Origin of the sequence: Mesorhizobium sp. M1227 (assembly GCF_040318315.1) — a bacterium.
Taxonomy (GTDB): Bacteria; Pseudomonadota; Alphaproteobacteria; order Rhizobiales; family Rhizobiaceae; genus Mesorhizobium.
The window spans coordinates 17,054-29,903 of sequence record NZ_JAMYLZ010000004.1 but is presented as its reverse complement, the minus strand read 5'-3'; the positions used below and the strand labels follow the sequence as shown (position 1 = coordinate 29,903).

The window sequence follows — 12,850 nt, the reverse complement described above, 5'->3', positions numbered from 1 at the left end:
TATGCGCTTGCATAGGAAGAAATTCCAGTGGCTTACCGCTATATAGCCGGCGGAAAATCAGAGCGCCTTGAAGTCCTGCATTCGCCAGGCGCTGCCGCCGGCCAGGCATACTTCGCCTTTGAACAGCGCGACGCCGTCGAAGCTCTCGCGCGACGCGGTGAAGCGACGGCATGTCTCACCGTTAGCCCTGAATTCTGCGAGCTCGGTGATGGAGCCGCGCGAGCCGGTGTCGGCATTCGCCCAGGGAACGGCCTGCCCAGCCAGTTGCTCGACGTCGGCGGAGGACACGGCGTTGCGGATCGTGGCCTGATCGGAGGCGCGGTCCTGATCGAGCGGCGTGACTGAGGCCGGCGTGCTCGAGGTCAGCACCGAGCGGTCGACCTCCGCCTGCTCCAGGCTGAAGCCGCCGCCACCACAGGCGGCAAGCGGCAGGACGATTATCACGATCATGGCTTTGGCGCTGGCCGAAGCGATAACGCTCCATTGCCCACTGTCAAAAGCTTGCGCGATACGCGACAATCGGCAATCTCCCCAGCCGGCGACAAATTTGGGAAAAACTATGAGCGAAACCGGGTTAACAAGCGGTGACTTTACCGAGGCGGCGGAGCCGTTCCGGCTCTTTGCGGCGTGGCTCGACGACGCGACGAAGAGCGAGATCAACGACCCCAACAGCGTGGCGCTGGCGACCGTTGATGCCGAAGGCATGCCGAATGTGCGTATGGTGCTGCTTAAGGGGTTCGACGAGGGCGGCTTTGTCTTCTACACGAACTTCGAGAGCGCCAAGGGCCGTGAGATCCTTGGCAGCATGAAAGCGGCAATGTGCTTCCACTGGAAATCGCTGCGCCGCCAGGTGCGAGCGCGCGGCCCGGTGGAGATCGTCACCGACGCCGAAGCCGACGCCTATTACGCGACGCGTCCGCGCGGCAGCCGCATCGGCGCCTGGGCATCCAAACAGTCGCGGCCGCTGGAGAGCCGCTTCGCGCTGGAAAAGGCGGTCGCCGAATACACGGCGCGCCATGCGATCGGCGACATCCCGCGGCCAAAACACTGGTCAGGCTTCCGCATCGTGCCGCAGACCATCGAGTTCTGGCACGACCGTCCGTTCCGGCTGCACGACCGTGTCGTGTTTTCGCGCAACGCCGAGGGCGGTTGGGACAAAATGAGGCTGTATCCGTAGGGCACGACGGTGGAGCGCCGCTGCCCATTTTTTCAGCCCTTCTTCCTGGTCATGAAGGCGGCCAAGGCCGGGCCGCTTCTGGCGGATTTCCAATTCCCACGATCACGATCTCGTGTGCGTGAAACGTTCCAGCTTGCCGGAACGAACCAGGAAAGGGCTCAACGCGCCGCTGGCGCAAATTCAGGAGGAAACAATGCATTCACTCAGGTTGGTCACGATAGCCGGTCTTGCCTGCCTTTTCGCTTCGCAAGCCTTTGCGGAGGACGCGATGGGGACAATGACGGTGATGAAGGGTGGGGAGGTCATGGCGATCATGCCCGATGGGCATATGGGCACCATGATGCCCGACGCGAAGATGAGCGCCGAAATGATGAAAATGGCGAAACCGATCAAGCATTGCATGATGTTGATGACCGACGCCAAAGGCAAGACGTTCATGATCGACACGTCTTCGGCAAAGGCCCAGGCCGAATGTAAAAAAATGGCGATGTGACAAAGAGATCATGGCAAGAAAACCCGCCGGTTTCTGCCGGCGGGTCCACGATGCGAGACAAGGCCAGAAGGTCTAGGCCTTCTTCCTGGTCATGAAGGCCGTCAAGGCTGCGCGGGCCTCGTCGGATTTGAGCCGCTCGCGGAAATGCTGGCTTTCCTGGCCGATGCGTTCGACAAGGGCGTCGCGCGAGCCGCGCATCAGGTCGCGCGCGATCTTCAGCGCTTGCGGCGGTTTGGCAGCGATCTGGCCCGCCGCCGCCAATACCGATGCTTCGAGTTCCCTCTCCTCGACCACCTCGTAGATCAGCCCGGCGGCCTTCGCGCGCTCGGCCGAAAAGCCCTCGCCGAGGCCAAGCAGCGCGAAGGCGCCTTGGCGGCCGAGGATCTGCGGCGCGAGCAGGCTCGAACCGGCCTCCGGCACAAGGCCGAGATCGACGAAGGGCGTCCGGAATAGTGTGCGCGGCGTGGCGAAGGTCAGGTCGCAATGCAGGTTGAGCGTGGTGCCGATACCGACAGCAATGCCGTCGACACCGGAAACCATCGGCTTTTCCACCTTGGCCAGCGCCATCAGGAAATCCCAGACCTCGGTACCGCCTTCACCGCCCGAGGCGACAATCATGAAATCGGCAAGGTCGTTGCCGGACGAGAAGGCACCGGGCACGCCGAGAAAGACATGGACGCGGATCGCCGGATCGGCGTCGCCCCCGGCAAGGGCCGCCGACATCGTCGCGTACATGGCGCGGGTCAGGGCGTTCTTCTTGTCCGGACGGTTGATGCGGATGATCTGGATGGCGCCCTGGCGTTCGACGAGGATGTGGTCTGTCACGGATTGGTCCTTTGTGAATTTCGGGCCTTTGTGAATTTCGGCGCGTGCGAACCTCAGGCTGAAATCAGCGCCTTGCCGGCAACGGCAAGGCTGTCGGCGCCGCCGACGACGCGCTCTTTGAGCGCGGCCACTTCGCCAAGCAGGTTCTCGGCGAAGAACCGGCAAAGCGCGATGCGGTTTTGGTCGGCAAGCGCGCCGCGCGCCAGATAGGCCCCGCCTGCGGCAAGCGAGATCAGCCTGAGATAGGGTGTGGCGCCGGCCAGCGCCTCGTCCGATCGGCCTTCGGCTTGCAGGTCTTGCAGGAAACGGGTTGCCTGGGAGAGCTCGTCGAGCGCCTGGTCGAGGCGATCGGCGGTGCGGCCGAAGCCTTCAAGGTTCGACGCTCGCACCGCATCGGCAACGGCCTTGAGTTCAGCGATGTAGCCATGCACATGCCGGCCGCCGCCGAGCGGCAGCTTGCGTGTCACCAGATCGATCGCCTGGATGCCATTGGTGCCTTCGTAAATGGGCGCGATGCGCGCGTCGCGATAAAGTGCTGCGGCCCCTGTCTCCTCGATGAACCCCATGCCGCCATGCACCTGCAGCCCAAGCGAGGCGACCTCGACGCTGACGTCGGTCGAAAAGGCCTTGGCCAGCGGCGTCAACAGATTGGCGCGCTCCTGCCAGTGCTTTGCATCTTCGCTCTGCGACGCAAGATCGATGGCGTGGGCGCAGGAATAGCAGATGGCACGGGCAATCTGGGTCAGCGCCTTCATGGTCAGAAGACTGCGCTGGATGTCGGGGTGATGCACGATCGGCGCCATGCCGGCACCGCGATAGCTCGCCGCCTTGCCTTGCCGGCGACCGTTTGCATAGGCGAGCGCCTTCTGCGTCGCCGCCTCGGCGACTGCGACGCCCTGAATGCCGACGGCAAGGCGCGCATTGTTCATCATGGTGAACATGCAGGCGAGGCCCTTGTTCTCCCCGCCGACCAGCCAGCCGATCGCGCCGGGCGCGGTGCCTTCGAAGCCATCGCCATAAATCATCGTGCAGGTCGGCGAAGCGTGGATGCCCAGTTTGTGCTCCAGCCCGGAGCAGAAGACGTCGTTGCGTGCGCCCAGCGCGCCATCGTCTCCGACCAGGAATTTCGGCACCAGGAACAACGACAGGCCGCGCGTGCCGGCCGGCGCGTCCGGCAGCCGCGCCAGCACCATATGGATGATGTTGTCGGTGAAATCGTGCTCGCCATAGGTGATGAATATCTTTTGCCCGAAGATGCGGTAGGTGCCGTCGCCGGCCGGTTCGGCGCGGGTTCGCAAGGCATTCAGGTCCGAGCCTGCCTGCGGCTCGGTCAGGTTCATGGTGCCCATCCATTCGCCGGAGACCAGCTTTTCCAGATATTTGGCCTTGAGTGCCTGCGAGCCATGCTTGTCGAGTGCTTCGACCGCGCCCATGGTCAGCGTCGGGGCGATGCCGAACGCCATCGAGGCGGAGTTCCACATTTCGAGCGCGGCGACGCCGAGCATGGCCGGCAGCGCCTGGCCGCCATACGCTTCAGGCGCGGACAGCGCATTCCAGCCGCCGCCGATCCAGCGGCGATAAAGTTCCTTCCAGCCGGGCGGGGTGGTGACGGCAGCGCCGTCGAGCACCGCGCCTTGCTGGTCGCCGATCTTGTAGAGCGGCGCCACCTCCTCACTGGCGAAGCGGCCGGCCTCGGCCAGAATGGCGTCGACGAGGTCCTCGCCGAGTTCGCCAAAGATGCCGGCATCGAGCGCCGGCTTCAAGCCGGCGACATGCTTCAGGGTGAAGGCGATCTCCTCGACCGGTGCCCGATACATGGCGCTCGCTCCTCCTCTGTCCGGCTCTCCTCAGTCCGGCAGGTCAACTCAAGATCCGTGCCGACGCTCCCCGTCCACCTTCGTTTTACGTAAACGTCAAACTTTGTCACGAGGATTTTGCAGTTGCTGGCTCGTCTGCAAAAATATTTAGAGCCGGACGACGCACTTGATTTGTACGGCTATTTCCCGTACAAGGCAGCATCAGGGGTGACGATAATGCCAAACCAACAGACCCGCACCGCCCGTCTCGAAGCCCGTATTTCGCCGGATATGCTGGACGTTGTGAAACGTGCCGCCGAAATCCAGGGCCGCAGCGTCAGCGACTTCGTGGTCGCCGCCGCTCAAGAGGCGGCGCAGCGTACTATCGAGAACACCACCATCATGCGTATCTCCATCGAAGATCAGCGCGCCATGATGGAGGCGATTCTCAATCCGCCCGAGCCTAATGAGGCACTGCGCAAAGCTGCCGACGCCCACAAACGGCTGGTCGTCGAAACCCGGTGACTTTCGCCGTCATTATCGAACCGCTCGGCGGATCGCAGGATCGCAAGGCGTTCAGCTGCGGGGTACCGGCGCTCGACCGCTACATTCGGGAGCAAGCCAGCCAGGATGTCAAACGCCGAGTCGGCAATTGCTTCGTTGCCGTGGATCGCGATGGCGGCGCGATCGCCGGATATTACACTTTGGCGGCGTCGAGCATACCAATCGCGTCCTTGCCTGACGAACAGACAAAACATCTGCCACGCTACCCGGTTCTGCCCGCGATATTGGTCGGCAGGCTGGCCGTCGATGCCCGATACCAGCGGCGGCGGGTCGGGTCGGCGCTGATCGTGGATGCGCTACGACGTAGCGTTAGCGCTGCCCCAGCAGCCTTCGCGTTGATTGTCGATGCCAAGGATGACCAGGCGGTCGCGTATTATCGCAGGCATGGCTTCACCTCGTTTCAGAGCCGCCCGCTATCACTGTTCCTGCCCATAGCAACAGCGTTGAAGCTATTTGGCTGACAATCGCAACCATCGCTTTGCTCTTGAGGAGTACCAAGGATCGCTTCGCCAGCGCTCCAACTCGCCCACTCGGCACCCGAAGCATTTCCTTAACCATGGTGGTTCAGGATTTGGCTTTGGCCAGCAAGGATCTGCTGTTTGAAAACGCCGGCGCGCCCCCTTGTCCGCTCAGCGCTTCTCCTTGTCGCGGCCGCGATGACCCTGGCGCTGACGCCGGCAAAGGCCTCGGATTTCTCCGAACCTTGGAAGGATGCCGACCGGGCGCTGGTCGTCGACGCCTACGAATACAATTCCATCGACTGGACCCGGCTAGCCGCCGACAAGCGTCTTGTCGGCTTCATCAACAAGGCATCCGACGGAATGCCGCCACCCTATTTCTGTTTCGGCGACGAGACCGAGGTGCGGCTGTGCAAGACGCTTTGGAAGCGCCATGCGATGGCACAGGAACTGTTCCAGACGCGCAAGGTTGTGGCCAAGGCGCTTGGCTTGAAATGGGGCGCCTATCACCTCGCCCGCCCCGGCAACCCGGTCGGACAGGCCAATAATTTCATCGAGTTCGCCGAACCCGGACCGGATGACCTGCTTGCCCTCGACATCGAGGACGATGACCCCACCCAATGGATGTCGCTCGAGGATGCCGAGGAATTCGTGCGCCATGTGCATCGGCGGGTTGGCCGCTTTCCAGTGCTCTACACCAACGGCACGACAGCCAGGCATATCGCCGACAACAAGTATAAATACCCGCTCCTGTCCCGGCTGCCGCTGTGGTATGCGCGCTACAAGCCAGACATCGGCGTGCATTTTCCGATGGGCAACTGGCAGGGTTATGCGCTCTGGCAGTTTTCGGCGCGAGCAAACTGCGGCCGGTTCCGCTGCCCTTACAGGGTCGCGGGCACACCCAACGATATAGACGTCAGCGTCGCGCCGATGAACGCCACGGAATTGCGCGCGCAGTGGCCGTTCGGCGGCCTGATCGACGTGCAGCCGGATTATCTCACCTCGATACCGGTGCCGCTCTCACGCGAGGCGGGGCTCGCCGGCGGCACCATCACTTACGCCAGCGTGACGCCAGCAAGCTTCGAGGAGATGGTCGCGGTATTCAGGGCGCGCCTGGCCAGGTTCAGCAGCGGCTTTCAAATGCCTGCGGCGAAAGCGGTGCCGGGCCTTCTGCGCGGGATTGCCGAATATGTCGCCTGGACGCGAAACGAAAAGCGTGCGGCATCGGTGCCAGGATTTGTCTCCACCGCCGATGCGGTCAGCAGCGTCTCGACCGAATTCGACCACGGCTTGCGCTGAGGCCGAAGGCAGCCCGAAGCATCAGTTCGCCTGCTCGCGCGCCACCGCCAGCCAGCCAATGTCGCGGCGGCAAAAGCCTTGCGGCCAGTCGATCCGGTCGAGCGCGGCGTAAGCCTTCTTCTGCGCCTCGCCGACGGTGCGGCCGGTCGCCGTGATGTTGAGCACGCGACCGCCATTGGCGACGAGTGCGCCGCCGTTTATGGCGGTGCCGGCATGAAATATCTCGACGCCCTCACCCGCCGCCGCCTCGACGCCGCGGATGACCGAGCCCCTTTCCGGCGTGCCGGGATAGCCCCTGGCTGCCATCACCACGGTGAGCGCCGCCTCGTCGCGCCAGCGCACCGAAGTATGCGCCAGCTGGCCGTCGGCGGCTGCGTTGAGCAGGACGAGCAGATCGTCCTTCAGCCGCATCATCAGCACCTGGCATTCCGGGTCGCCGAAACGGGTATTGTATTCGATCAGCTTCGGCCCGCTGTCAGTGATCATCAGCCCGGCGAACAGCACGCCGGAAAACGGCGCGCCTGTTTCAGCCATGCCGCGCATGGTCGGCTCGACGATCTCGCGCATGGTTCGGTCGATCATTTCCGGCGTCATCACCGGGGCCGGCGAATAGGCGCCCATGCCGCCGGTGTTCGGGCCGGTGTCGCCGTCACTGAGGCGCTTGTGGTCCTGCGCGGTGCCGAAGGGCAGCGCGGTGGTGCCGTCGCACAGGCAGAAGAAACTTGCTTCTTCGCCGACGAGAAACTCCTCGACCACCACTTCCGCGCCGGCCTGGCCGAAGGAGCCGTCAAAACAGGCGTCGAGCGCGGCCAGCGCCTCGTCAAGCGTCATGGCGACGGTGACGCCCTTGCCGGCAGCGAGGCCGTCGGCCTTGATGACGATCGGCGCACCCGTCTTCTCGACATAGGCCCTGGCCGAAGCCAGATCGCCGAAGCGGCCATAGGCGGCGGTCGGGATGCCGTATCTGGCGCAGAGGTCCTTGGTGAAACCTTTCGAGCCTTCCAGCCGTGCCGCTGCCTTTGACGGTCCGAAGACGCGGATGCCCTCGGCGCGCAGGTCGTCGGCAATGCCGGCGACCAGCGGCCCTTCCGGCCCGACCACCACGAGGCCTATTTCATTCTCGCGGCAGAACCGGGCCACCGCCGTGTGATCCGCAATATCGAGCCTCACCAGCTCGGCTTCGCGGCCGATACCCGGATTGCCGGGCGCCGCGTAGAGTTTGGTCAGCAGCGGCGACGCCGCGATCTTCCAGGTAAGCGCATGCTCTCGTCCGCCGGAGCCGATCAGCAAAACACGCATGCCCAGATTCCTTGCCATTTCACGACCAGGACTGCGCTATTGCGCCGCGCGCGACGGGTCAAGACATTTGGCTGCCGAAGCGCCGATTGCGCGTGGCGAGCGTGCGGGGGCTGCTTGACGCTTGACGGCATTCGCCTCTGCTGCCACTCCAGCAAAATGGAAACCGTCCAGTCGAAAGCGGCCCAGGGCCGCGTCGCCGATGCGCCGAGCGGCCACTGGGTCTATCGCGTGCTGCCGCGGCGGTTGTGGCCCTATGCGCAGCTTGCCCGGTGGGACCGGCCGATCGGCTGGCAATTGCTGCTGTGGCCATGCTGGTGGTCGGCTGCGCTTGCCGCGAGCGCCTATCCGCGTCCGACGGACCCGCTTCTCTCTCTGCTGCCGTCGCCGTGGTATCTGCTGCTGTTTTTTCTTGGCGCGTTCGCCATGCGCGGCGCCGGCTGCACCTACAATGATTTGGTCGACGAGGACATCGACAACCAGGTGGAACGCACGCGCTCGCGGCCGCTGCCGGCCGGCAAGGTCACGCGCCGGCAGGCCTGGATGTTTGTTGTCGTGCAGGCACTGGTCGGCCTTGCCGTGCTTTTGCAGTTCAACAGCTTCGCCATCTTGCTCGGCATCGGCTCGCTGGTCATCGTCGCCGTCTACCCGTTCATGAAGCGGTACACCAATTGGCCGCAACTCGTTCTCGGCCTTGCCTTTTCCTGGGGAGCGCTGATGGGATGGGCGGTCGAGTTCGGCGATCTCGATGAGCCGGCAATCATGCTCTATATCGGCTCGATCCTGTGGGTGATCGGCTATGACACGATCTATGCGCATCAGGACAAGGAAGACGACGCTATTGTCGGCGTGCGCTCGACGGCGCGCCTGTTCGGCGACAATACCAAGGCGTGGCTGGCCGGGCTTTATGGCGGAGCGCTGGTCTGCTTCGCCATCGCCTTTGCCTCGGCACAGGCACCGGTGCCTGCACTGGCCGGGCTGATCGCCGCCGGCGCGCATCTGGCGCGGCAGATCGGCGTGCTCGACATCGACGACCCGGACCAGTGCCTGAGGCTGTTCAGATCGAACAACCAGGTCGGCTGGCTGATCTTCCTCGGCCTGATCGGCGGCGCGGCCTGGGTGGCGCTGAAGCCGCTGGTTTAGCTACTCCCGCGAAATGAGCTCCTCGCCGCCGATGACCAGCCTGAGGCCGAGGTCGCCGGCGCGGCGGCGGGCGAGGAAGCGCGGGCGGCGCATGGTCGAGACGCGACCCTTGCGGCGGTCCTGCGCCGGCAGCGCCTTGATGGCGGCGCCGAGCGATTCTTCCAGCGTGCGGGCAATGCCGTCGGCCTCGATCAGCAGCATCGGCAGGCGGTAGGCGTCGGCCCAGGCGCGCCAGTCGGCGGCGACGTCGTCGAGATCGTCGGCGACCAGCAGCGGCACCGACAGCATCGGGTCATTGTGCAGAAGCTCAAGCGTCACTGTGACATTGCCATCCGGATCCTCCATCGCGCGGGCGGCGACGCCGCGAAACGCGTTGGCGGGCAGAGCGATGATCGCCGGCACGCCGCTCATCTCCAGCGTGCGGCGGATAACCGCGCCGCGCTGGTCGATGGTGAAGGTAACGTCGCCATAGTCGTCGCGGGTGGCGTAGCTCACCACCTGCGGCAGGCGAAATGGGTCGAGGCGCATATTGCGGCCGGCCCAGACTGGCTTCAGTCCAGTGTTCATATCGTGCCTTTCCTGTTTCTCCTGAGAGCCGGTGTTTCCGGTTCTCCGGGCCGGTTTTCCCAGCCTCGTTTGTGGAGAAACATTAGCGCGGGCTTCTTATCCTCGCGCTTAAGAAAGTCGGTTAAATTTTGCTGATCCGGGGCGGATGGTTATCGGAATGCCAACCGGCGCAGGCCGGCGAAAGGATCAGATAACCTTACCCGGATTCATGATGCCGGCCGGATCGAAGGCGGCCTTCACCCTGCGCATCAGCTCGATCGCCATCGGCGGCGCCGTCGCGATCAATTCGTCCCGCTTCAACTGGCCGATGCCGTGCTCGGCCGAGATCGAGCCATGAAACGCGCGCACGACGTCGTGCACGGCCTTGTTCATGATGTGGTAAAGGCCGAGAAACGCCTCGTCATCGCCGTCGGCCGGCCGGGAGATGTTATAGTGCAGGTTCCCGTCGCCCATGTGGCCGAAGCAGACGACGCGTGCGCCGGGACTGACCGATTGCACGGCGCCGGCGGCCTTTTCAATGAAGGGCGGGATTGACGCCACCGGCACCGAGATGTCGTGCTTGATCGAGGCACCTTCCGGTTTCTGCGCCTCGGGCAGCACCTCGCGGAAATTCCAGAACGCATCGCCCTGGGCCATGCTTGCCGCGATCACCGCATCGCCGACGATGCCTTGCTCGAGGCCTGCCTGCAGCACCTCCTCGATCAGCGCCCTTGCGTCGTCGGCCGAACGGCCCGACGAGATCTGCATCAGCACATACCACGGCCAATCGCCGGCAAGCGGCCGCACCACGCCTTGTGCGTGGGCAAGCGTGAAGTCGTAGGGCCTCTGGCCGATCAGCTCGAAGGCGGTGAGCGCTGCCCCTGCACGGTCCATCGCCAGGCTGAACAGCGACAATGCCGCCTCCGGCGATGACAGGCCGGCAAACGCCACCTCGCGCCCCTTGGGCTTGGGGAACAGCTTGAGCACGGCGGCGGTAATGATGCCGAGCGTGCCCTCGGCGCCGACGAACAGGTTCTTCAGATCGTAGCCGGTATTGTCTTTTTTCAGCTTGCGCAGATCGTCGAATACTTCGCCGGTCGGCAGCACCACTTCGACGCCGAGGCAGAGCTCGCGCGCATTGCCGTAGGCAAGCACGCCGGTGCCGCCGGCGTTGGACGAGAGATTGCCGCCGATCTGGCAGGAGCCTTGCGCGGCAAGCGACAGCGGAAACAGCCGGTCGGCGGCATCGGCCGCTTCCTGCAGCGTCTGCAGGATGACGCCGGTTTCGACCGTCACCGTGTTGGACAGCGTATCGATCTCGCGGATGCGGTTCAGCCGCGACAGCGACAGCACGATCTCGCGGCCGGATGCGTCCGGCACCTGGGCGCCGACCAGCCCTGTGTTGCCGCTTTGCGGCACGATGGGCGTGCCGGTTTCGGTCGCCAGCCGCATGATGCTGCTGACCTCCTCGACGCTCCCCGGCCTCAGCACCAAAGCCGTCCTGCCGTGCCAAAGTCCGCGCCGCTCGGTGAGGAAAGGCGCGATGTCCCGCTGATCGCGCAGCGCATATTTATCGCCGACGATTGTCGCAAAGCGGGCGACGACGGCGGGGTCGAGATCGGGGGAAATGTCGTTCATGGGTGGAAACTATGGTGCTCAATCCATCTTGTCACGCGGGGCGATCTTGTCACGCGGGGCGGCGGCGCGCGAAAGCCGGTCGTTGATCGCCTCGCCCAGCCCTTCGAACGGGATCGGCTCGACGGCGATGGTTTTGGCGCCACTGTCATCGAGATCCTGCAGATGGGCGAAGAGATTGCTTGCCGCCTCGCGCAGGTCGCCGGTCTCCGACAAGTTGCGCAGGGCGGCTGCATCGCGCCAGCCTTCGGCACGGCGGCGGCCGAAGGCCAGCAAGGCTTCCCCCGGTGCGACCTCCGCAGCATTGAGCCGCACCGCCGCACCTGGCGCATAGTGCGAGGCGAGCATGCCGGGCGCCTCGACGACCGAAGCGCCGCGCAGCAACTTTGACCCGGCCACCGCTTCGATCTCTTCGGCGGCAATGCCGCCCGGCCGCAGCAGCCGCAGCTTTCCAGCTTCAACCTTGACAATGGTCGATTCCAGCCCGACCGGCGTCGCGCCGCCATCGACCACAAGCTTGATCCGGGGACCGAGATCGGCGGCCACGGCCTCGGCCGTCGTGGCGCTGATCCTGCCCGAGGAATTGGCGCTTGGCGCCGCCAGCGCGCGGCCGAACCTGGCGATCAGCTCGCCGCCAAAGCCTTTCGGCATGCGCAGCGCGATCGTTTCCAGACCGGCGGTGACCAGCGGATGAATGCCGTTGCCGGGCCGTTGCGGCAGCACCAGCGTCAGCGGCCCCGGCCAGAATGCCTGCGCCAATCTTTCCGACAGCGGATCGAACAGCGCGATGCGCTCGGCCATCGCCGGGTCGGCTATATGGGCGATCAGCGGGTTGAAGCGAGGGCGGCCCTTGGCTTCGAAGATGCGGGCCACGGCAACGCCGTTGGTCGCGTCGCCGGCCAGCCCATAGACGGTCTCGGTCGGGATGGCGACGACATCGCCGCTCTCGAGCAGCGCCAACGCCCTTTCCATCGCCTCGCCGACGGCACGAATTTCAGCCACTGTCGTCACCTCACGGATGCGGGTGCCTAATACGCTGACGCCGACGGAGCAAGTCCGGGCGTAGGCGAATCGCAAATCGCTAAAATGCTCTGTTTCTCCGCAAGCCGGCATCAACTGCCCTCGGCTACGGTGCCGTCTTGTTGGGCAAGGGGAATTATCATGTTTTCGATGCGTATCCTTGGAGCGCTTGGTCTGGCGTTTATGGCCGGCACGGCACAGGCCTCATCGCTGGTTTTTCTCGGGCAAACGACGGCGACGCCTTCGGTTGTAAGTGCCGGCGCGCTCGAACGGGCGAAAACACCGTCGATCGTCGCGCTCGGCGAGAAGTTGCCTGACGTCAATGAAAACGTCACCGATGAAAAGGTCGCGGCAATCCCGAGCCAGCCGAACCATGGCTTCACCGGAACCCCGATGATCATTCGCGGCGGTATCGTCGGCGATGCCTTTGCAACGCCCGCGCCCAAAGCCGCGCCGGCCACCGCTGCCGCGCCCGCCGCGGACAGCAAGGCCGACCCAAAGGTCGCCAGCAAAACCCCTGAACCAGCTGCGCCGCAGCCTGCGCCGCTAGCAGCTCCCGACCAGCCGAAATAGCGCCACAAGCGATGATTTTTTCCCG

General features: G+C 64.4%; 14 protein-coding genes. 7 read left to right on the top strand and 7 right to left on the bottom strand.

Going from position 1 to position 12,850, the window contains the following annotated elements; all coding sequences use genetic code 11:
* Window positions 1-57: 57 nt before the first annotated feature.
* Complete coding sequence (locus NKH28_RS07750) at window positions 58-519, bottom strand: RT0821/Lpp0805 family surface protein (protein ID WP_352612390.1); 462 nt, start codon at window positions 517-519, stop codon at window positions 58-60.
* Window positions 520-559: 40 nt separating this feature from the next.
* On the opposite strand from NKH28_RS07750, the gene pdxH reads away from it, so the two are divergent.
* On the top strand, window positions 560-1,177 hold the full coding sequence (gene pdxH, locus NKH28_RS07745) for a pyridoxamine 5'-phosphate oxidase (protein ID WP_352501971.1): 618 nt from the start codon (window positions 560-562) through the stop codon (window positions 1,175-1,177).
* Between the two features lie 277 nt (window positions 1,178-1,454).
* Entirely contained in the window at window positions 1,455-1,670 is a 216-nt protein-coding gene (locus tag NKH28_RS07740; protein WP_352612388.1) for a hypothetical protein, read from the top strand.
* Between the two features lie 72 nt (window positions 1,671-1,742).
* On the opposite strand, the gene NKH28_RS07735 is transcribed toward NKH28_RS07740, so the two are convergent.
* A complete protein-coding gene (locus NKH28_RS07735) occupies window positions 1,743-2,495 on the bottom strand; it encodes a crotonase/enoyl-CoA hydratase family protein (RefSeq protein WP_352612386.1) in 753 nt (250 codons plus the stop codon).
* A gap of 53 nt (window positions 2,496-2,548) precedes the next feature.
* Window positions 2,549-4,312, bottom strand: a complete 1,764-nt coding sequence (locus NKH28_RS07730) for an acyl-CoA dehydrogenase family protein (RefSeq protein WP_352612384.1) — start codon at window positions 4,310-4,312, stop codon at window positions 2,549-2,551.
* Window positions 4,313-4,435: 123 nt separating this feature from the next.
* On the opposite strand from NKH28_RS07730, the gene NKH28_RS07725 reads away from it, so the two are divergent.
* The 3 genes from NKH28_RS07725 to NKH28_RS07715 all read left to right on the top strand — a co-directional run bounded on the left by NKH28_RS07725 (window position 4,436) and on the right by NKH28_RS07715 (window position 6,612).
* On the top strand, window positions 4,436-4,816 hold the full coding sequence (locus NKH28_RS07725; RefSeq protein WP_352612382.1) for a type II toxin-antitoxin system TacA family antitoxin: 381 nt from the start codon (window positions 4,436-4,438) through the stop codon (window positions 4,814-4,816).
* Complete coding sequence (locus tag NKH28_RS07720) at window positions 4,813-5,316, top strand: GNAT family N-acetyltransferase (protein ID WP_352612380.1); 504 nt, start codon at window positions 4,813-4,815, stop codon at window positions 5,314-5,316. The genes NKH28_RS07725 and NKH28_RS07720 overlap by 4 nt, the downstream gene beginning before the upstream one ends.
* Window positions 5,317-5,454: 138 nt before the next feature.
* On the top strand, window positions 5,455-6,612 hold the full coding sequence (locus NKH28_RS07715) for a glycoside hydrolase family 25 protein (protein WP_502906609.1): 1,158 nt from the start codon (window positions 5,455-5,457) through the stop codon (window positions 6,610-6,612).
* 21 nt (window positions 6,613-6,633) lie between these two features.
* On the opposite strand, the gene purD is transcribed toward NKH28_RS07715, so the two are convergent.
* The gene (purD, locus tag NKH28_RS07710; protein WP_352612378.1) at window positions 6,634-7,911 is read right to left on the bottom strand and encodes a phosphoribosylamine--glycine ligase; all 1,278 of its coding nucleotides are present in this window, start codon (window positions 7,909-7,911) and stop codon (window positions 6,634-6,636) included.
* 156 nt (window positions 7,912-8,067) lie between these two features.
* Here purD and ubiA point away from each other — a divergent pair, with 156 nt between their 5' ends.
* Window positions 8,068-9,051, top strand: a complete 984-nt coding sequence (ubiA, locus tag NKH28_RS07705; protein WP_352612376.1) for a 4-hydroxybenzoate octaprenyltransferase — start codon at window positions 8,068-8,070, stop codon at window positions 9,049-9,051.
* Here ubiA and NKH28_RS07700 read toward each other — a convergent pair whose 3' ends face one another.
* The 3 genes from NKH28_RS07700 to NKH28_RS07690 all read right to left on the bottom strand — a co-directional run bounded on the left by NKH28_RS07700 (window position 9,052) and on the right by NKH28_RS07690 (window position 12,234).
* The gene (locus NKH28_RS07700; protein WP_023674094.1) at window positions 9,052-9,618 is read right to left on the bottom strand and encodes a DUF6101 family protein; all 567 of its coding nucleotides are present in this window, start codon (window positions 9,616-9,618) and stop codon (window positions 9,052-9,054) included.
* A 186-nt stretch (window positions 9,619-9,804) separates the two neighbouring features.
* Window positions 9,805-11,235: an FAD-binding oxidoreductase gene (locus NKH28_RS07695; RefSeq protein WP_352612374.1), complete on the bottom strand. Its 1,431-nt coding sequence runs from the start codon at window positions 11,233-11,235 to the stop codon at window positions 9,805-9,807.
* 18 nt (window positions 11,236-11,253) lie between these two features.
* Window positions 11,254-12,234 carry an L-threonylcarbamoyladenylate synthase gene (locus tag NKH28_RS07690; RefSeq protein ID WP_352612372.1) on the bottom strand — a complete coding sequence of 327 codons (981 nt, stop codon included), beginning with the start codon at window positions 12,232-12,234 and terminating at the stop codon, window positions 11,254-11,256.
* Window positions 12,235-12,393: 159 nt separating this feature from the next.
* On the opposite strand from NKH28_RS07690, the gene NKH28_RS07685 reads away from it, so the two are divergent.
* The gene (locus NKH28_RS07685) at window positions 12,394-12,825 is read left to right on the top strand and encodes a hypothetical protein (RefSeq protein WP_352612370.1); all 432 of its coding nucleotides are present in this window, start codon (window positions 12,394-12,396) and stop codon (window positions 12,823-12,825) included.
* The last annotated feature ends 25 nt before the right edge of the window (window positions 12,826-12,850 follow it).